Consider the following 20098-nt stretch of genomic DNA (forward strand, 5'->3'; position numbering starts at 1 on the left):
GAGGAAAAAACCATTAAATTTAGCCTTATTTTAATTAGCTGCAAATATTTATTGACTTCTTACTGAATTAAAATTAAACTGATATTATCAAGCAGCTTAAATATAAAATAATGGAGGTTCTAATTTATGGCAATTAAAATCAATAAAGCACTACAAAGAAATGCATTCAATGATCCAACAAAGGAAACCATCCAGAAATCAATTAGTCAACTATGTCAAGATGTAGAATCAGAACAGATTATAATGCCTATTTTTCAGCGTGATTTGGCATGGACCACAAAGAAAAAGGTGGATTTGTACAATTTCCAATTAAATGGATTCGCACCAGTATCACCTATTTCTATGAATAGAACTGGTCCTAAGAGTTTAGATATGCCACATGTAACTTTGATAAATAGAAGTGAAATAGAAGAGCTACAGGAGGGTAAACTTAGTGTAATTGATGGTCAACAAAGAATTTCAACTAACTTTCAAGCATATACAAACGATGAATCTATTAGAGAAATTGTATTAGATGTAACTAGAGGGAAGTTTCTGGATTTAAAAGGAAGTGATATTAAGAAGAATCAGATTCCAGTTGGTGTTTTATACAACAAAGAACCAAGAATCTATACTGAATATATTAGATCTAATCCACTACTAGCAGAATATGATGTATCTTCTTTGCTCGGCCAAATAAGAACTAAATTTCTTAATTATTTTTACACCATTAATTATGCACAAGACTTGTCTGGCGAAGAACAAATTGAATGGTTTGATGTACTAAACTTAGCAGGTAGTAGAGTACCTGAAATTCAAATGAAACTTACTCGATTACAAATAAAAGGATTGGATTTCTATAAAGAATACTCGAATATTTTCCGAGATAAACTGGAGCTTGTAGGCCTTGACCATTTATTTGTTCAAAAAAATACAGAAGTATCTATTCCTCTAGCTACTTTAAATTCAGCTTTTGAATTAGTTAGCGGTAAGGACGGACACTCATTAAATTACAGCCCTATGGCATCTGATAAAAAAGAGTCATTTATAAGTGACATGGAACCAAGTCAATTAAGAACTTGTTTTGAAATGACACTACAAGGTTTAGATAAAGCCTTAGATTTCATTAACGAAATCAACTTAGCAGAGCCTACTAGGATTGATTATATTACCTATCTAACTGGATACTTTACTTATAATAAAGACATGAATTTATCGGAACGAAACAAACAAAATGTTATTGATTGGTATAATGGATCTAATTTCGTAAATAAAACAAACCAGGAAAGACGATTAATGTTTGATAAATTACTAAAATGTTAGTTTTATAATCTACGTAAACAATCTCAAAAAAGCCATCGCTCTTGTGCGATGGCTTTTTACATAATATAATATTCGGAAAAACATTGGTGTGTTTCCGAACGAAACAAGACGACATAATATACTTACGGGGAAATACGAAGTGCTTTTAAATTAAAACAGATCTTACTTTTGTTGAACTAAGAGGAAGATAATGCAATACTACCAGAAAAAGAAATTAAGAAGATGTTAGAGAGTTGATGGAATATATATGAAAATAAGATAAATGATACAAAGGTGTAGATCTTTCTAGTTTATAAAAGTACTCACCCAAACCTATCACAATAAAGCAGAAAAACACAATCCCAATGTCGTCCCAATATAATTCCCAATAATATACCCCAAGGTCCCCACCACAAGTATGGGACCGACCAAGCAAGTCCTTCCACCCTTTCGCAATGGCCATCGCAGCAGCGGTTGTCGGCCTCCCACATTGGCGTTGTTCACTAGAAGGATCTCTTCAAGGTCATACTTTAATAGCTTTCCTGCCGTCAGTGACACAGCCAGGTTAACTACTACAATAATAAACACAAATACGAATTTGTCTCAGGTATCATTAAGTAGGACTAAATAATAATCAAAAAATGAATCATTTTGAGAATTGAATAAATACTGTTCCTTTTTACGATTAAGGTTATGAACTAGAAAAGTGAAGAATTAATTAAAATGTAAGATTCCCTTATTTTGATGCCCAAGCTATTTTCCTTTTTATATAACAAAAAAGAACGACATTTTTGTAGCCGTTCTTTTTCAATATTTCTCTAGCTTATTAACTCTATTTTTTTTGCACATTGGTTTCCATTCACATATTCTGTTAAACCATCAGCTAATTTCATTCCAACATTCCACATTAAAACAGGTGGAATCGCGTTACCGAGTGCTTTATACTGTGTTCCTTCTGCTCTTACCAGTTTGTAATTGTCAGGAAAAGCCTGTATTCGTGCAACTTCTCTTGGTGTAAATCTGCGATATCTATCATTTATCTTTAGAACAGGGTCTGTACTATTAAGACTTACTTTTGCAAGGTGGGCACCAACTGTATTGCATGGTTTATTTATATCTTGGGCTCGTCCTTTGTTCATATCTTTCTTCGCTCTTAACATTCCTTCAACAGCTCTTTGACTAAAATAGTATTTTTCATCTATTTCATTTTCAGAGAAAATAACATCTTTCAATGGAATGAAATTTTTGTCAAATAGAGTACCTTCTTCAAAATAAGTGGGCTCAGGAAATTTATAATCAATATTAATGTCATTACGTATTCCTATAATAAATACACGAAATCTATTTTGAGGAACTCCAAATTCAGCTGCGTTTAAAAGTCGATAGCTGACTGCATATCCTGCATTTTCGAATTCCTTAATAATTAACGGAAATGCTTCTCCTTTATTTGCAGAAAGAAGACCTTTAACGTTTTCAGCAATAAAAGCCTTTGGTTGCTTTTTTTTCAATACACGAACCATCTCAAAAAACAGTTTTCCACTCACATCATTCTTAATGCCAAGTCTCTTTGGATTTTGTGCCACTATTGAAAAAGAAACGCATGGAAACCCACCAACTAATATATCATGTTCCGGAATTTCATCCTCATGAACAGTTCTTATATCCCTGACATCGGGAATAACATCAAAGTTTTCACTAAAGATTTCTGCAATTTTTTCATCAATTTCATTTGCATAAACTGTTTCAAAAGGCAGCTTTTCATATTGTTCTCCTAGAAACTCAAAACCGCCTTTGAGTCCTAAATCTCCTCCGCCACAACCAGAAAACAATGAGGCAACTTTAAACATTTTTAACCACCTTCTTTATATTAAAAGTGTCTCCTCTTCACCACATTTTTTAGGGTCGAAAATAATATCCATCCCATTTCGCGGAATTGCAGACAAATTGCCATTTTTATAATTTCCTACAGGGTCCTGAATAACAAATAGTTTTAAAGAACCTTTAGTAACCATTAAACGATATACATAATACCTTTCTTTATTAGATTCCGCTGCACTCCATTCATTCGGTGTTAAATGGAAACGCATGAAAGCTAGAGGGGTGGAACTTGATGTTGTCTTCACTTCTATATTACGGTGAGTCTCATCAATGTCCCTAGAGTTTATATCATACCCTATAGCATACATCGTAGGAATTAATTTTATCAGATGCTCAAGGTCGGGTCTACCTTCTTGAACGATTCGTTTCTTTTCGTGAGTCAAGATTAAACTTTCACCAATTGAACCTATACTACCAGTAGAAGACAATCCACCTTCTGCTATAATTCTGTCTAAGTCAATAAGACTTTTTAACTCTTGATATTGTTTTGATGTGTCAGCAACTAGAGCAAGAATATCAGTGTCAAAGAACCCTTCTTCACGCTCAGTATTAAAATATGCAACCCACTCGGAATCTAACTCTTTGACCTCATCAAGTGTTAGCGAAGAAATATCAGAAATTCCCTTATAATAATCAAATAAATCATTGGTTGGATTTAAAAACCTATGGATAGAAATACTTTCTACTTGATTAATATAGTATTTATTGTTCGGACGCTTAACGAGTAGGTTTGCTTGAACCATATAATCAAGTATATCCCCAGCGTATCTTACTACATCACCCGTCCAATCGTAATCTAAATCCTTTTGTCTATTTGCTCTTATCAATTTCCAAGTATCTTTTGATGATCTGCCATCCCTAGTTACACGAAGGTCATTAAAAATACAGTGTGTCGCCTCCGTTTTACTAATTCCTGCTCGAACGCCTTCCTTTTCTTCAGCTTCACTTAACATCTCAAGGATATATGAACATGGTCGGAAGTTAATCCTATTTTTTAAATACTCTAAATTAATATGAGGCTTTAAAAAACCGCCTGGATATTGGAAGTGATAGCAGAAAAGTTTAAAAAATTTCACTAAATCTTGATTAGTCGCCAATTCTAAGGCTCGAATACTTGGTTTTAGATAACTTCCTTCTTGTATTATAAAAGAAAATAGAGCATCGATTTCAGTACGCCAGTTATTTATCGTTTTTTGTTTTTTTGAAAGATTACCAGGATATTTTTTTATTGCAAAATCTAAATCTAAAATAAAATCCTTAATTGGCTTCTTTCCAATAGCTGCTATTTCAGAAGCAATGTAGATTAAAACATTTTCTATGTCATTCTTGAAGCGGGGTCTTGGATGATGTAATCTAAAATAATGTTTGCTCGGTACATTGTAAATTGTCATATGCTTTCACCCCAAAATGTAAAAACTAAGATAGATATTTTAATAATTCTTCTGCAATTGATTTTGCTAACAATGGTGGAACGGCATTTCCTACTTGCCTATATTGCTGAGTTCTATTCCCATAAAAAATAAAACTATCTGGAAAGGATTGAAACCTTGCATTCTCCCTAACAGTTGGTACGCGATTAGCTTTATAATGGAAATGATGGCGATGCCCCGTATCAATAGTTAAACTTGGTTTTTTGCTGTGATATCTTGTCCACGCCACATTAAAGTTCCTAGTGCCTTTGTATTGTTCAGGTAAGTCTTTATAATTGCCCCCTTCTGGAACGAAGCTTATTATTTTTTTCGTTTGTTCATTATGGTTAGTAGCCTGGTGATTATAAATAACCTCTGAATTCTTTCGACAGAATCTTTGGTATTCATTTTGTGGGTCACATGTATATTGCTCAATTTCATTACCAAGAACTTCTTCCAATAATGGTAAATCACATGTTGCTTCTTCAGTAGTTAATCTATCATTTTCAAAGAAAATTTTTGGTTCTGGGAAAGAATACCTTTCTCCATTCCTTAATCCTACAAAAAACACCCTTTTTCGTGTTTGAGGAACACCATAATCAGCAGAATTTAACATTTGATAATTAACATTATAACCCATTTGTTGAAATTCTTCTAAGATACTTTCTTTTATTGCTCCTTTAAATAGACTTACTAAACCTGGAACATTTTCTATAACAAAAGCTTTAGGTTGTAGTTCTCTCACAATCCTGATAAATGATAAGTAAAGTTTATTCCTTGGGTCATGTAATTTCCTGGGTCCAGCTAAAGACATACCTTGGCAAGGGGGGCCTCCAATAATTACATCGATATTTTTACCACCTACTAATCTTTTAATCTCTTCTCCCGAAATTTCTGTAATATCAGTAGTGATCCCGATGCTCCCTTTATGATTCTTTTCAAAAGTATTTATTGCTGCCTTATCGTTATCAATTCCTAAAAGTGTGTTATAGCCAGCTAATTCGAAACCTAATGATAATCCTCCGCAGCCACTAAAAAGGTCAATGATGTTCATGTTTTTATCTCCTTAAACCTAAATTTCAATTTCTAACTCAATTCAAGTAATCAAATTCACCTGTGTAAATTCATGCGTGATAATTAATTGTAACAAAAAAGAACACAAGGCTAAATGAAAATCAATATTAAGTAATAGTGCAAAATTCAAACATACGTTCCTATTCTATCATTTTAAATATTACCTTATATATAATAATGACAAAAGATGTAAATTAATGATACATAACAAAACGGATTAGAAAAAATGGCTAATATAATAAATTCCCTTGAATTATACACTACTATAGTCATTTCATAATTATAAATATATTGGTATTATAAATATTTTGGTGAAATTCAATTTGCAATTTCATTAGAAAAAAGTAGACCATCAAAAAATTGATGATCTACTTCAACAGACGTCCTCGTGATATACCTTACATTACAATTGTTTTTAATTTATTGTTATAATAGAATATTTTATCTCTTGAAAGATAACTCAATACAGAATATTCTTTTTGAGTGCCTTTCAGCACTGAACAAGCAACTTTAGGTTTTAAGGGTTAGGTTTTAAGGGAAAGATATATTCTATTTCACCTTCATTTTGATCAAGGGGCCCAAATTGCATCAAATCCATTTTTAACAGAGTAATCATAAAGCATAATCAATTTCTTCGGATTATAATTCTGCATCTGCTTATTCAACTGGTCATTATTTACGGGGTACATTAACTCTTCATTACGTTCTATTATCCCCTCAAGAAAACCTCTTTCCGGCAGCTTATCACTTTTTGAGCTATTACACTTATTGCACGCCAATACAAGGTTCCATATATGATCAGATTGTACAAATGACCACGGAATAAAATGATCAACGTGTGTTTCTCTCTTTTGTCCACTCAGTGCCTTATTACAATAAAAACACTGTGCTGAAAAATGTGATAAAAGTATATCCTCAAAAGGTCTAAGTGAAGATCTCTTAGCAATACTCTCTACCTTTTCTAAAAGATAGTTAATGCTTGGGACTTCATTAAGTTGCTCAATCATTGCTGCCATATGATAGTTTGTAAGATTCGTAATGAGTCTTTGATAGTTCAACATGAAAGCATGGACAGCTGGATTGAACCTTAACAGTTCCGTTTTGTGATCAAAGGCATAAAATTGTCCCCTTGTATCACCATATAATGCCCCAAATACATTTATCTTCATAGTTGCTTTAATTTTACTGACTAACTTTAATTGTAGGGAATCAGGTATTTTATCAAAAACCATTTCTGATGGAATTGAATGCTTGCTCTGTTCTTCTTTGATAATCGATACCACTCTTGCCGTTTTACCGCTATTTTGATTTGTTAAGTTGTGATGGATGATTAAATTCCAGTACACTTTTGTAAACGTGTATGCGAGTTGGTCATAAGTAACTTTGAAATCCTCATCTATTTGATATAAATTTTCGATCAGTGCTTTGATTAGAGCATATTTATAGGTAGATGACTTTACTGATTTGCTTGAAAGGATGATTGTGAAAGTCCGCCAGATCTCTTCATCCGTTAAGTATATCTCTCTTAGCTCTCCTACCTTTAGCTTATGACTCATTGGGTCCCATCCTTTTTCATTTAATCCTCTACTTCATTCAAGAAAATCCTTTTATCGAATCCGCCTCTTTTTTCAGCTTTCTCATGCCGTATTGCTTCTATTTCTTCTAGTGATGTTTTATGAGACTTAGCAAACGCATGAACAATCTCCATTAGATCGGCCAATTCTTCTATTGCATCTTCCCTGGTTTCTGCATCGTGGTATTCCTCTAATTCTTCAAAGCTCTTCTTCTTCAATTCAATTAGATACTCCTCTTCGGAAAGAACGCTTGTTGTAAAAGCTTTTCCTGTTGCTTCAATGATTTCTGGTATTCTATCCCGCACTAATTTGTTATATGTAGGCATTAAACATTCCTCCAATAGATGTAGTTATCAAACTTAATTAATAATCCGCTTTCCCCTCAGCAACCATACTTCCACCTATAAAAAACTCATTCCCATCATATTCCCGACTACTCTCTTCAAACCGCTCTCTCAAATACTCCCCTAGCTCAGGATCCGTACAATACACATAGCAGCCCTTCTGCCCACGAGTCATCAACGTCCGGTACGTGTTCCGTATGATCTCATCCGCTACCTTCTCAGCTCTCTCTGGATCTTCCTTCATCATTTTCTTTATACCCTTCAATGAAGAGTCAGTCTTAGCTCTTTCGGTATGATCTGTGATTATCCGTCCATGTTCATATCTCATGTCATCCCCTATGATCACCCCTACGTATTCAAACTCCAGACCCTGGCACGTATGGATGCAGCCGGCTTCTTTGACAGAATCGACATCAATTGCCCAGGTGGCAGAATTATCGAGGTTCCAGCTCATTTTAAAGTCGAATTCATCAAGAACAATGTCATGATAGTCCGTGTTGCTCTTCCCCTCTTTGTCCCAGTTCCAGCAGTAGCCTGCAACCATTCGAGATTTGTTGTTGGCATTTTTTCTTTCAATTTCGTTTCTCAGTTCATTCGGATCGTTGAAAACCTTGAAATCATACTGACTGCCGATATAATTGGCATTTGCTGTTGTTCTGATCTGAAGAACGTCATCTAGCCATGCTAAGTAACCATCGGAGCCACTGCAGCGAAATTGAGATTCAAGGTTCATGATCGTGAGCGGTGCATTGTTTTCTTTGGCGAATCGTTCAATTTCTTTAAGACTTCCATGATCCTTTAACGTGACCCGCTGCCTTTCATCAATAAAAAAGATGGAAAGCTTTGATGCTTCGATGATTTCCTTTGTCTGATTTTCACCGAGGTGCTGAAACATCCCGGACTTCAGATTCAGTCGGTGGGCTTCATCCACGATTAGCGCATCAAACTCATCCCTGGGAGCATCGAAGTAGCTTCCGGATCCTTTAAACAGGTTATCAATATGTCCCTTCTTGAAATCTTTTTTCAGTTTGGTAGAATAAATGTTTCGAGGTGCCGCGTTCTTCGTAACATACTGACAGACCATGTTGAGATTGGTTAAGTGGACCAATAGATTAATAGCAAGAACCGATTTCCCAGTTCCCGGACCACCCTGGACGACCAGTACCTGCTTTGTATTAGTGCGAAGGGCTTCTTTTGCCAAATGAATGGCTTCCTCATATACCACTTTCTGATCATCAATCATCACAAATTCATCATTGCCCTTCAGCATTTGATTCAACGAATCCTGAAGTGACTTTGATGGCCTGATGCGACCATTCTCTATTTTATAAAGGTTCTCCTTGTTATCCCCAACCCGAATATAACGCTTGATGAAGTCCCGGAGCTTCTTGGCCTGACCCTTCACAAAGACTGGAGCCTGCTCTATATAATAATCATAGACCGGATCTGTCAGGGGATCTTCTTCCCCCTGATTCAAGTAATTATGTAAATACGCACAAGGATACAGTTCCATCTCCGCGTTTTGAGCATTCTCATTGTAATCCTTTATGAGGGACGCATACGACCAAGCCTGATAGGATGGATGAGTCGTCTCGACCAGACCGCGATTCATAGCCGTCTTTACAATCGCTTCCTTCCCTTTAATCACCTCAACAGACTCCCACTGCTTCAGCTCCACTATCACAATGGAATTCTTCTCCCCATCCTTCCCAGAGATCAGGAAATCCACCCGTCGAGACGTATGCGGAATCTTAAACTCAATCGCCACCCCAGCGTCACTAGGAATCTCTTGTTCACTAAGAACCCGAAACATGTACTGCATCGAATTATCCCAAGAGCGAACTTCCCGCTCATTGATCTTTCCAATCTTCGACGTGTAATTGCTGCATATATTATTGACTAATTCATCATGAAAAACATCTTCAAGAAAATCTTGTTTAGTAGCTTCATATACGATCATTATCGTCAGCCTTTCGTCTAACAGTATATTCCTATTATTTAGTTAAATTTGGGATTTAGCAAGCATCTCCCTAATTTTAACCTTTAAGTAAAGATGCATATAGAGAAATAGTTTAATTAAGTTCCATTTATTTCAATAAGTTGACGATCTGTCCGTTCCAAGCCATTTTTCACCATTTGATAATGGTTGTAAAAGGGGTCAAAGTATTGGACAAACCATTGACGGAACGGGAATTATACGGAAAGTACATATCCATTTTATTACGATTAAGACGAAACGAAATGGGCTATACTCAGGCAGAACTAGAAGAAAAAGCAGGCCTGGCTCGAACCACCATAAGCAATATTGAACGGGGTAAACGAACCCCTGAATCCTATACCCTATCGAAAATTGCCGTAGCATTGGGGATCAGCCTGGACCGCTTAAACGAAGAAGTGTGGGAGAACATAGAGAAACATAAAGACCATAACTCTTCTGCATTAAAACAACTAAACTCAGATCTATACTATAGAGGTGATTGAGATTAAAAAGCAGGAATTTGTGTTGATGAAGGATAAGCAGGTTTACCGTTTTAAGATTGTTGGGTTTGATGAGAAGAATGCTTATGGGGAGATTTATTTTACGGAGAATGATCAATCTACTTCTATATTTAGGGGTTCGGATGTGAAGGAAGTAATTAGGTTGGTGAAGGAAGAAAGCAGTGGCTTACGGGGGAGGTAAGCCACTGCTTTAATTACTAAAAAACCTGATTTTTATTTACAGTTTGATATTAATAGAAAGGGAGCCTCCCCGAAATTGATCACTTGATTACCTCTTAATACAATTATGAAATCTCTTCTTCAAACCCCATAAACCAATACCCAAAATCATCTTCCTTACAGAATGCTCGTCGCTCTTCAATTGTCTTATCAGTCTTAAACCAGTATGCATATACTTGCTGCCCCTCTGAATTTTGGTTATAAATACGGTATATCATTAAGGTCTGAGATTGTTGGGTACTATTTTTCTCCAAAATAAGATTGTTAAGAAATGCAATTCTCTCCTTAGATTCTATATACTGAATACCAATGACGTGCGTAGGTTGATATCCTTCTTCCGTTTCAGAAAATAACTTCTCAATGGTTTCCACATCTTTGTGAAACTGGCTCTCACGCTCTAAATGTAGGTCTAAGGAGACATATGTATCATCACTGATCCGCTTATCCCACTTCCACCAGGATAAATCCATAGGTCGTGATCGTCCCTTCTCCTTATCTACTTTTCGGTCTTCAATAAATACATCAAAGCCGAGCATCTCTCCTAAACTCGCAAAATAGTCTATTTCTCTCTTTGTAAACATGGATATATTATGATCCGAAGAGAGATTTAGTCTTCTATAGTTCCTTACATAGCCCTCGAAGAATTGCATAAGATTAAAATGGTCCATGGAGTTCTCCTTAACTAAAAAGTTTTCTTATTTCACTTCTTCCTTCAAAAAATACCGAACAACATTCGTCGTACTAAAACCACTTGCCGTCCTATGCAACACTTGATATCTATACGCCCCTAATGACAACATGGCATTACATACAGGAACGATTCTATTCCTCAACCCCATCTCTTTATGAATGTCCCCTGACCTTATATCTATATAGAAGCTACCTCTATTAGCTTCTTCATTTAAGATGGTCATAATATGCTTTCTAATAGAATCCGTTAAACCCGAACCTTCAGCGACACTTTTAGTAGATGACTGAATCCTTGCCATGGGTGCATTCCTTTTCTTTAATTTGTAATCAGTCGCAAACTGAACCACTTGTCTAATTTCCTCTTCAAACTGATCTGAGCTTTCAAGCATATACCCAATCTGCCAGAAATACATATCGACTAATTTCATTGGCGTATAGTGTATATCTCCTGAATCAAGAAGTCTCCTACATGCTCTAAACTCACCGACGTGTTCATTATAGAAATTTGCTAATTCCCCCAATGATCGAGCGTTTAGCTGTTGGTTGAAACCAAATAGAGCTATCCCCATTTTAAAGTACCTATCATAGGTGGGGACGTTCCCAAATACTCCAAGCATAATCTTTGTCACAAGGGTATCGGATACATTGATCTCTACTTCCTTCCCTTGCAAAACGGTAATATTATCTAGATAAACATTTCTTATATTCCCAATGAGCTTGTCCATATCTTTAAAGGTACCCACATCTAAGAACTCGCCTTCATTCATTTGAAAGGGATCTTTGTATACAGGATTCCTTACGACCTCACGAATAAAATACTGATGAACCTTATAATCCTTGAACAATAGGAAAGAACTTCCCCTTAACATCCCCCAGCTGGCCAGATAAAACGCTAACTGTAGACATGCCTGATCAGAAATATCTTCATCCTCAAGATGCTGATGATGCTTAGAGAAAAACCGGTAGCAGTGTTCCCAGGATTTAAAGCGATGATGTGGGTCTTGGGTGGTTTCATGGTGGTAGTTTGAAATGATTTCTTTAATCATTGGTGATCTCCTTTGGCACTTTTGTTTATAGATGTAATGAATAATGTAATATTATGGTAACATATAAGGAGGATATTCCTACTAAAAAGTTCATGAAAAGAGGTTGAAAGAATGCTAACGTTTAATGAGGCGAGAACGATATTCCTTTCCTATTCAGAGCTTCAAGAGACAATGTCTGGTGAGAGGTACAGTTATTCCGTTAGGTATAGTGCTCATAGGGGAAAACAAATTGCTAAAGAGATTTCTTGCAATCAAGATGGCTCATTTAATGGCTATATCTTCTCCAGATATATGGGTCAGCAAATGAAAGAGAAGTATAAAGAGCACATTGATCCAAGAGAAATGATTAAAATTAAGTCTTTCACAAGGGAGCAATTAAATGCAGTGATAATGGACGCCATATCCGCAATGGGACAAAAAGAGAAATCATTCATCGTTGAGCGCCCTGTTGAAAAAGTTGTAGCAGAAGAAAGGGTAGAAGAGGATAATCCATCACCAGAATTAGTACGAAGCTGCCTTTATAACTGGCTCGGGTATGGTAACCCTAATGGAGCGATCTGGTTCATTGGAACAGAAGAAGGCGGAGCTGAAATCTGGAGACAAAAAACGACAACCTTACATGAAAGCTTGCAGCTACGTAAGAACTTCCATCTTCATATGGACTTTTATGATGTCTGGGAAAATCAATATCAAATCGACATAAATTCCTTTAAAGGAGCCACGGTTTGGAATTACTGTGCAGCCCTTCTATTGAGTATGAATAATGAAGTAGTTAACTCCTCCTCCATACGAGACTTTATTTTCAATGAGAAACGATTAGGCAGCAAACGTTCAAATCACTATTTGTGTGAACTATACCCTCTTCCTAAACGTCAAAAGAATGTAATCGCTCCTTATGAACATATCTGGAATTCCGTAGCAGAATATTATAAAGAAACGAGCCAAAAGAGGATTCAATTATTAATAGATACGTTATTAGAGAATAAAGATGTAAAACTACTAGTGGCTTATGAAAGGGATGTCCTTCACCTTTTAAAAGAGCATCTAGATTCTATCATTCTTGTGGACAACTGGTCCTATAAGAAACAACAATACGCTCTTTATGAAATTAGACTCGACACAAAGAGAAAAATCGCTTTGCTTTCGACTCCGTTTTTTGGTCAGGGACAAATTAGTTATGATGGTCTAAAGGATACACTCAACCATATCTCTGAGTACATGTAATAATGGGAGGGTAAAGAGATCATCTTTACCCTTAATAGCTATATTATGAACTTCCTATCATTCCCCATCACCTTCAAATGATCCTTCCACACATACAACTTCCAATACTCACCCTCCGTAGCATTCCTCGTCATCGCACCCGGAGTCATTAACTTACGCAACTCTTTAAAGTCCACATAATGAATTTGGTTCCCCTCAAGTCGCACAGCTAGAATAGCAATATGCGAATCATCTAATAAATCCACTTGTTTCGTCGTTAAATCAAACCACCCGTTACCATTTACATGTAGTTTAGAAGATGGCGTACAAAGGACAATCCGTTTTCCTCTACTAGTTCCTTCATACATAATTTGTTTTCTCTTTATATTGGATAATGCACATTGATATTTCTCATTTACCGTTGATACGACTAATTGCTTATTCGGAACAGACATTGTTATCCTCCATATTCTTCTATTTTTTCCATCGTACCACAAAAGTGTGTAATCTGTTCTTAGCAATTTTTTTGATTAAGAATGATCTTTAACCAAGATTGTTTAAGATTAATTACACATGAGATAAAAATCTCCATTGTAACTAAGTGCCTATAAGTGTGTAATAATATGGTAAAATAATCTTAATAGTCTAATGAACAGTTGAGGTGTCCCAATGCTAAAACAACTACTCTCAAAACTCCTACCAGCCAAAGATGAAGCCAAACCTGAAATCATCGTACAAACTCAAAAGGTTTTCCTATACGAAACGGACCCGTCTAAACTAGAAAGCATCATTCAGTCCACGGCTCCTAAAGGCCCTCAGCCAGGATACGTGAATATCATCCAGGAACATATGAATGGCTGGTTCAAAATCGTAAGCTCCACGACCATTGATAAAAGCCTGAATGTGTTCAACGTGAAACAGCCCTTTGATTATCACCTGGTGTATTTGATTAAATCCGGTGATGTTCAATCGACCGAGAAAGCATTCCATGACCACTTCGCTTCGAAAAAGTTACAGGGTGAGTGGTATGATTTCTCTAGTGAAGACGTTGCTTGGATTAAAAGTGGTTCGTATACTCCTGAGATTACAGGCACAATCGGCACTCACTCCCAACTGAGCAATGAGCAGCCTTTAACGCCTAAACAATTGGATTACGCGAAATCGATGATTAAAAGATTAGGATCTTCCTATTCCCTTGCTGTTGAAGAATCTGCTCTAACCCAAATGGACTTGAAGCGACTGTCGGTCTATTTCCGCTTTAAGAATCAAGGGGCTTTGAAGAATCTCGTTGAATCTGGTGTCATTAAGAAGAAAGAGTTCGTCAAACGCTGATAAGAAAAAGGTATGAACAGCGTGCTGCTCATACCTTTTCTTTATGTCATCCACTTTTCTCGCTTGTTTTCTTCTGTTCTTTTCTTTCGATAAGGCATTGATCAAAGTACTGTGTGAATTCCGATTCTCCTGAATACGACAGACATAAATACTCTTTCGCCCGTGTCATCCCGATATATAGAAGGGACACTTCTCTTTCCACGTCTTCCTCCAGTGCAAACGGCATATTATCCACATTCACAATGAAGACCGCCTGAAAGTCGAGCCCTTTACTGCTGTCGATCGTACTGATTTTGACTCGGTTATCATCCTTCTCGAAGCTCCGCTTGGATTCACTATTTTCCGTTAACCAGAAGTAGTCAATCTGCTCTTTTTGAAGTTCGCGCTTTAGAGTGTCGATGTAGCTTGTGCTGAATGATTTCTTGATGCGGTATAGAATGAGCATTTCCGAGAACGGCACATGCTTCTCTTCGTTCAGCTTTTTAATTTGTCTGGCTACGAACCTTGCCTCCTGTTGGAAATCACCTTTCTTGATGATAGCAGGCTCGATTCCTTTTCTTCGTGTACTTTGCGGAGCGATGATTTCGCCTTCGAATTCCCTCGTAACCACTTTATTCTTTAACGAGGAATGCGTCTTATAGAAGTCCCATGCGAACTTAACCACTTGGGCAGTGTTCCGATAATTGATGCTTAACACTTTCGATCTTCCTTGGAAGCTGAGGCCCATGTCCTGCAGGTAACTTCTTTTTCGTTTATAGATAGACTGAGCTCGGTCCTCTACTAATAGAAGAGACTTGGTTTCTGGGTTAAGAAGACCCGATACCAGTTCAAACCAGGAAGATTCAAAGTCCTGTCCCTCATCAATCAGGATCGCATCATATGTAGGGAGAATCGCTTCCCCGTTTTTAATCTTTTCGAGCACGGTTGGCAGCTCTTTTTCCTTAATCTTGAGATCATTCTTTAGCCAAGAATGAAAGTTACGAACCGAGATATGATGCTTCTTCTCTTGGACATTTCCAGAGCCGGAGAAATCAAAGTCAAAGAGATTATCAGGCTCATTCATCATATGGAAGACAATCTGCTCAATGTTCCGGGCAAGGGAAATATTGTAGCAGAGAATAAGGATCTTCCAGTCCGGCTGCTCTTTAGCGAGTAGTTTCGCCCTGCTCGCAAGAATTAGCGTCTTCCCGCTCCCCGCGACTCCACGGATCAGCCGGTTCTTATCCCCAATCTGCTTCGCCAAGTTCTCCTGATGAAGATCCATCGCTTTAATATCATGTAGCGATAGCAACAGTTGATCCTGATACGGAACAGGCTGCTTGAACTCCGCACTGATTCGCACCTCTGGAAACAAGTGATACCGAATCGCATCCATTTCTTCTTTTGAGAGAGGATTTTGTAACCGGTACGGAATCGTAAACATATTCACGATCTTCTCGATTAAATTCTCTTCTGAGAAACCATCCTTCTCCGGATCAATCTCATCCCTCGTCAAACAGAAGGACGGTTCCACCACCGCATACAACCCATTCTCAATAAAATCCTTCTGATGCAAACGGGTAAAAACCGCACCGAATCCATAAGGGAACTTCAGCTGAAATTGATATCGTCCCTCCAACTGAACAAGATTCTTATCCTTCTTCAACACATCCGCAATATGAAACACATAATCCCGTGCCTGCTTCAAAGGATTCTTCGTCTTCCTCTGCTCCCCAGAAGACGTATGTAAAATCCACTCATCATGATTCAACTGCAACAACGTATTCTTCGTATAATCCTTAACCTCTAACACAACCAAACCCAAATCCGGCCCAATAATAACAAAGTCAGGCCGCTTCCCATGAATCTCAGGTTCATAATACACAATATAATCATCTGGCAAATACGTCTTCAACGTACGAAACAACAACCTCTCCCCAGCCGTAGCCGACGATCGGATCGCTTCTGGTATGGTGTAAGCCATGTGAACACTCCAACTGTTTGTGATGGTTATATTATACTACAAAAGTTGTGGTGTTTTTACATTTAATGGTTTAGTTTTGTTTTTAGTTCACATTCAAACTAAGGGCTTATTTAAGTTTGCAAAGAGCCTTCATTCAGAAATATTCATCTGCATTTTCTCTACAATAACGAAGTGTAATAAATAGTCACCACATTTTGAAAACTTTATCCATTGTATTACTGCATTACCAATTCTCAAAGGGACTAGATGTGTCAGTTCATAAAAGCAAAGCATTTTCAATAAGGAATGCATTTCACTTAAATAAATACAACTCAAAAACATTTCAAAATAAGTTATTGACATTTCTAAAAATATCCATTAATCTAACAATGTAAGTAATTACTTGCATGAAATGGAAGTTGATAATCATGGACGAATCAAAAAATACATCTGAACGTATACTTAAAGCATTTACAGAATTATTTCGAAATTATGGTTATAAAGGGGCAACCACGCGAGCCGTAGCACAAAAAGCAGGAGTTAATGAAGTAACCATTTTTCGTCACTTTGGAAATAAAAAAGGTATTATGGATGCACTTCTTCAATCCGTTTCTTTTAGTCCTAATTTAGAGAAAATCATTAGCGAAGAAATAAATTGGGATCTTGAACATGACTTGTGGATTATAGCTGAAAAATATCATATGTATTTAGAGAAAGCAAAAGACTTAATTTTTATAGGTATTAGAGAGGCTGGCATATTTCCAGAGTTAAATGAATTAATAATGCAGATTCCTAAGCAATTAAAGATGCTATTGGTTTCTTACTTTACTGAAATGAAAACAAGAGGAAAATTAATTAATACTGATGTCGACTTTCAAGCAATGAATTTTATATGGTTGAACTTTGGTTATTTCCTTTCTAAATCACAATTTGGTGATAATATTATTTCAAGTTCTGAAAAAAAGTTCATTAAACACAGTGTTGAGCTTTTTGCTAGGGGTTTAACCCCCTAGTTTTTTATCGAAAATTATGCAAGTATGTACTTACTTTAAAAGGAGAGATAACAATGAAAACATTTAAACAATTTTTTAAAAATACCGAAACTTTAGTAGGAATAGCGACAGCTATTTCATTCTTGTTAATTTTCTTTTGTATTTGGATGACTGCATATAGTGGTGTTTCAGACCGTGTAGAAAAGTTAAGAATTGGAGTAGTAAATGAAGATGGATTAATTGGCTCAAAGATTGAGAAAGAATTAAAGAAAAGCGTTCCTTTTGAAATAAAACCTTACCAGTCTATAACTAAGGCAAAGAAAGCTATGAATAAAAGAAATTTGGATATGGTAATATTTATCCCTGCCAACTTCTCTAATCAGTTACAGGGAGAAGGAAAAACAAAAATAACGTATTTCATTAATCAAGCAAATGCCTCTATGGCAAAACAAATTATGGACAGTGCAGCACAAAATATAACCCAATCAGTTAACTCAAATGTTTATGCTTTTAAACAGCAACTTATCCTATCGACCATGCCTGGACAAATAAGTAAAGTTATACCAGACCAAAAAACAGCTCAAAACATATCAGGAGATATTTCAAAAGTCATACTTAATTTAAGTAATCAATTAGTTGATCCCTCCGTAGTAAAAACAAACAATACTAGTGGTTTTTCGGCTACTATGGTCCCTATGATGATAGTGTTAGCTTCTTTCGTGGGGTCCATGATTATGAGTCTAAACCTCAATACTGTATCAATAAGACTAAAAAATCATTTTAATAAATGGTCAATCTTTCTAACAAGACAAATTATTAACTTTGGTTCATCGATCCTTTTAGCTATTATTACATTACTTTTCTTAGCTATTTTCAATATAGAAATGACTACAACACTATTTGAGACTGGCATATTTCAATTTTTGGTTTATTTTTCCTTTTTAAGCTTAACGCAAATGTTTATTATCTTATTTGGTCCTGGCGGTATGATTTTCAATATTATTTTCCTTTCATTACAGCTAGTAACCTCAGGAGTAATAGTTCCAAAAGAAATGTTATCAGGTTTTTATCATGCCGTAAGTTTCTATTTACCAGCAACGTATGTTGCTGATGGCTACTATACTGTAATTTTTGGGGGAGATACCCTTGCAAACAATATGTTAACATTATTCATTATTACAACAATTGTGTTATTTATCGCATTTGTAAGGGTTAGTTTTCAAGATAACCCAGGACTATTGAAAGGTAAGTCTCCTACTCAAGAGAACGTTTTGTCTTAGTCTTAGTAAGAATTAACTATATGATCATTGTTTTTTTGTGAATTAATTAAAATGGACTATAGATTATTAGCACTTAAAAGTAGATTCCTAGAATTAATTATTTTTAAAGTTTAAAAAAAGTGTCCTAATTGGACACTTTTTGGGACCTTATTCAAATTGGTTTTTCTTAATTAAAATGCTTATACTTTGATTGTGATAATCTTTTCCGTTTATAACAATTGACTCAACAGAACTAGCTTGATCTTTATTTACGTAACTCGTTATATACTTAGATTCAGCAAAATTAGGATCTTCAAAAGTAGATAAAAGTTCCTGATGTTTCAGCATAAGGCAGGCAGTGGCGATATCCAGGGGAATTGAAGCGGATAATAAGTTACCTAAGAATTTCTTAGATGTTCCCACTGGTATTTTTCTAATAGATGCAAAAGTATTTCCTAGGACTTCTTCTAAATCATCTATTTCTTTTCGATCCTCAGTAATATTTCCACTAGCATTTAAGAAGATATAATCTATGTCCGTGCTTATATCATCGATTAAATTTTGAAAGGTACTTTTCGTACTAGACCCGACCTTAACGCTCTCAATTTCTGCTATTATTTCTGCTCCACGTGATTTAGCATATTCGTATTCCTCTAATATTAAAACTATAGCACCCTCTCCTATAATCTGACCATTAGCTTGTGAAGTAAATGGATTGTATTCACCATTTTCCGAAAGTCTACCACTTGAGAGTAATGCATTATACACTAGAGGTGTAAGAGGGGCCTCAGATGCTCCCACTAAGGCTCCTTTTAACTTCCCACTTTTAATAATATGTAATGCATGATTTATAGCATACCCGCCACTTAACGAATCTGCCGAGATAGTTTTACTATAACCGAGAATATTATGTTTTATAGATATTTCTCCCTGAGGGGCTGTCGGGAACCAGGAAGTGGCAACATATGAATTTAATTTTGTGAGGTCTTTTTTATACAAATCATAAAGTTGAGGTTCTACATATGACCAGCCTCCTGTACAATTTCCAAGAATTATTCCTATGTCTTTCGCACAATCATCATTAATGATTAAATTGGCATCTTGCATTGCTTTTTCAGCAGCAATTAAAGCCATGCTTGAAAACTTATCTATCTTTTTCAGGTTTCTTTTAGGGATTAAATTTTGAATTAACTCATCAGAAACCTTTGATACAACTTGCTCTTCATCTGAATCTAGGTATAATTTTTCCCTAGAAAAGTGGGAGATCCCTTCATTCATATCCTTCCATAAATCTCTATATTCTAAACCGCTTGCTGTCACAGTTCCTATACCAGTGATAACAACTCTATTACTCAT

19 protein-coding genes are annotated in these 20098 nt (G+C 36.1%); 7 read left to right on the forward strand and 12 right to left on the reverse strand.

The window, feature by feature from the left end; all coding sequences use genetic code 11:
- The first annotated feature begins 126 nt into the window (after positions 1-126).
- Entirely contained in the window at positions 127-1302 is a 1176-nt protein-coding gene (locus tag KYJ26_RS11685) for a DUF262 domain-containing protein (RefSeq protein WP_219167443.1), read from the forward strand.
- A gap of 315 nt (positions 1303-1617) precedes the next feature.
- On the opposite strand, the gene KYJ26_RS11690 is transcribed toward KYJ26_RS11685, so the two are convergent.
- From KYJ26_RS11690 to KYJ26_RS11720, 7 genes are all read right to left on the reverse strand, one after another.
- Complete coding sequence (locus KYJ26_RS11690) at positions 1618-1869, reverse strand: DUF819 family protein (RefSeq protein ID WP_219167444.1); 252 nt, start codon at positions 1867-1869, stop codon at positions 1618-1620.
- A gap of 230 nt (positions 1870-2099) precedes the next feature.
- Positions 2100-3128: a DNA (cytosine-5-)-methyltransferase gene (gene dcm, locus KYJ26_RS11695; RefSeq protein ID WP_219167445.1), complete on the reverse strand. Its 1029-nt coding sequence runs from the start codon at positions 3126-3128 to the stop codon at positions 2100-2102.
- A gap of 15 nt (positions 3129-3143) precedes the next feature.
- Complete coding sequence (locus tag KYJ26_RS11700) at positions 3144-4550, reverse strand: protein NO VEIN domain-containing protein (RefSeq protein WP_219167446.1); 1407 nt, start codon at positions 4548-4550, stop codon at positions 3144-3146.
- A 25-nt stretch (positions 4551-4575) separates the two neighbouring features.
- The gene (locus KYJ26_RS11705; protein WP_219167447.1) at positions 4576-5622 is read right to left on the reverse strand and encodes a DNA cytosine methyltransferase; all 1047 of its coding nucleotides are present in this window, start codon (positions 5620-5622) and stop codon (positions 4576-4578) included.
- 589 nt (positions 5623-6211) lie between these two features.
- On the reverse strand, positions 6212-7198 hold the full coding sequence (locus tag KYJ26_RS11710) for an HNH endonuclease (RefSeq protein ID WP_219167448.1): 987 nt from the start codon (positions 7196-7198) through the stop codon (positions 6212-6214).
- A 20-nt stretch (positions 7199-7218) separates the two neighbouring features.
- Positions 7219-7542, reverse strand: a complete 324-nt coding sequence (locus KYJ26_RS11715) for a nucleoside triphosphate pyrophosphohydrolase (protein WP_219167449.1) — start codon at positions 7540-7542, stop codon at positions 7219-7221.
- A 37-nt stretch (positions 7543-7579) separates the two neighbouring features.
- Complete coding sequence (locus KYJ26_RS11720) at positions 7580-9520, reverse strand: DNA/RNA helicase domain-containing protein (RefSeq protein ID WP_219167450.1); 1941 nt, start codon at positions 9518-9520, stop codon at positions 7580-7582.
- Positions 9521-9726: 206 nt separating this feature from the next.
- Between KYJ26_RS11720 and KYJ26_RS11725 the strand changes: the two genes are divergently transcribed.
- Both KYJ26_RS11725 and KYJ26_RS11730 read left to right on the forward strand, forming a co-directional pair.
- Complete coding sequence (locus KYJ26_RS11725; RefSeq protein ID WP_257474979.1) at positions 9727-10041, forward strand: helix-turn-helix domain-containing protein; 315 nt, start codon at positions 9727-9729, stop codon at positions 10039-10041.
- A 25-nt stretch (positions 10042-10066) separates the two neighbouring features.
- Positions 10067-10240: a hypothetical protein gene (locus KYJ26_RS11730; RefSeq protein WP_219167452.1), complete on the forward strand. Its 174-nt coding sequence runs from the start codon at positions 10067-10069 to the stop codon at positions 10238-10240.
- A gap of 103 nt (positions 10241-10343) precedes the next feature.
- On the opposite strand, the gene KYJ26_RS11735 is transcribed toward KYJ26_RS11730, so the two are convergent.
- Positions 10344-10946 (reverse strand): hypothetical protein, encoded by a 603-nt coding sequence (locus tag KYJ26_RS11735; RefSeq protein ID WP_219167453.1) that lies wholly within the window; start codon positions 10944-10946, stop codon positions 10344-10346.
- A gap of 27 nt (positions 10947-10973) precedes the next feature.
- Positions 10974-12014: a hypothetical protein gene (locus KYJ26_RS11740; RefSeq protein WP_219167454.1), complete on the reverse strand. Its 1041-nt coding sequence runs from the start codon at positions 12012-12014 to the stop codon at positions 10974-10976.
- A 111-nt stretch (positions 12015-12125) separates the two neighbouring features.
- Between KYJ26_RS11740 and KYJ26_RS11745 the strand changes: the two genes are divergently transcribed.
- Positions 12126-13238, forward strand: a complete 1113-nt coding sequence (locus tag KYJ26_RS11745; protein WP_219167455.1) for a hypothetical protein — start codon at positions 12126-12128, stop codon at positions 13236-13238.
- 38 nt (positions 13239-13276) lie between these two features.
- On the opposite strand, the gene KYJ26_RS11750 is transcribed toward KYJ26_RS11745, so the two are convergent.
- On the reverse strand, positions 13277-13672 hold the full coding sequence (locus KYJ26_RS11750) for a hypothetical protein (RefSeq protein WP_219167456.1): 396 nt from the start codon (positions 13670-13672) through the stop codon (positions 13277-13279).
- A gap of 214 nt (positions 13673-13886) precedes the next feature.
- On the opposite strand from KYJ26_RS11750, the gene KYJ26_RS11755 reads away from it, so the two are divergent.
- The gene (locus KYJ26_RS11755) at positions 13887-14549 is read left to right on the forward strand and encodes a GIY-YIG nuclease family protein (protein ID WP_219167457.1); all 663 of its coding nucleotides are present in this window, start codon (positions 13887-13889) and stop codon (positions 14547-14549) included.
- A 46-nt stretch (positions 14550-14595) separates the two neighbouring features.
- Here the strand turns inward: KYJ26_RS11755 and KYJ26_RS11760 are convergent, their stop codons facing one another.
- Positions 14596-16512: a 3'-5' exonuclease gene (locus KYJ26_RS11760; RefSeq protein ID WP_219167458.1), complete on the reverse strand. Its 1917-nt coding sequence runs from the start codon at positions 16510-16512 to the stop codon at positions 14596-14598.
- Positions 16513-16919: 407 nt separating this feature from the next.
- On the opposite strand from KYJ26_RS11760, the gene KYJ26_RS11765 reads away from it, so the two are divergent.
- Both KYJ26_RS11765 and KYJ26_RS11770 read left to right on the forward strand, forming a co-directional pair.
- Positions 16920-17504: a TetR/AcrR family transcriptional regulator gene (locus KYJ26_RS11765; RefSeq protein WP_219167459.1), complete on the forward strand. Its 585-nt coding sequence runs from the start codon at positions 16920-16922 to the stop codon at positions 17502-17504.
- Positions 17505-17557: 53 nt separating this feature from the next.
- Positions 17558-18763 (forward strand): YhgE/Pip domain-containing protein, encoded by a 1206-nt coding sequence (locus KYJ26_RS11770; protein ID WP_219167460.1) that lies wholly within the window; start codon positions 17558-17560, stop codon positions 18761-18763.
- Positions 18764-18910: 147 nt separating this feature from the next.
- Here the strand turns inward: KYJ26_RS11770 and KYJ26_RS11775 are convergent, their stop codons facing one another.
- Positions 18911-20098 (reverse strand): beta-ketoacyl synthase N-terminal-like domain-containing protein, encoded by a 1188-nt coding sequence (locus tag KYJ26_RS11775; protein WP_219167461.1) that lies wholly within the window; start codon positions 20096-20098, stop codon positions 18911-18913.

The organism is Rossellomorea orangium (assembly GCF_019334305.1).
Classification (GTDB): Bacteria; Bacillota; Bacilli; order Bacillales; family Bacillaceae_B; genus Rossellomorea.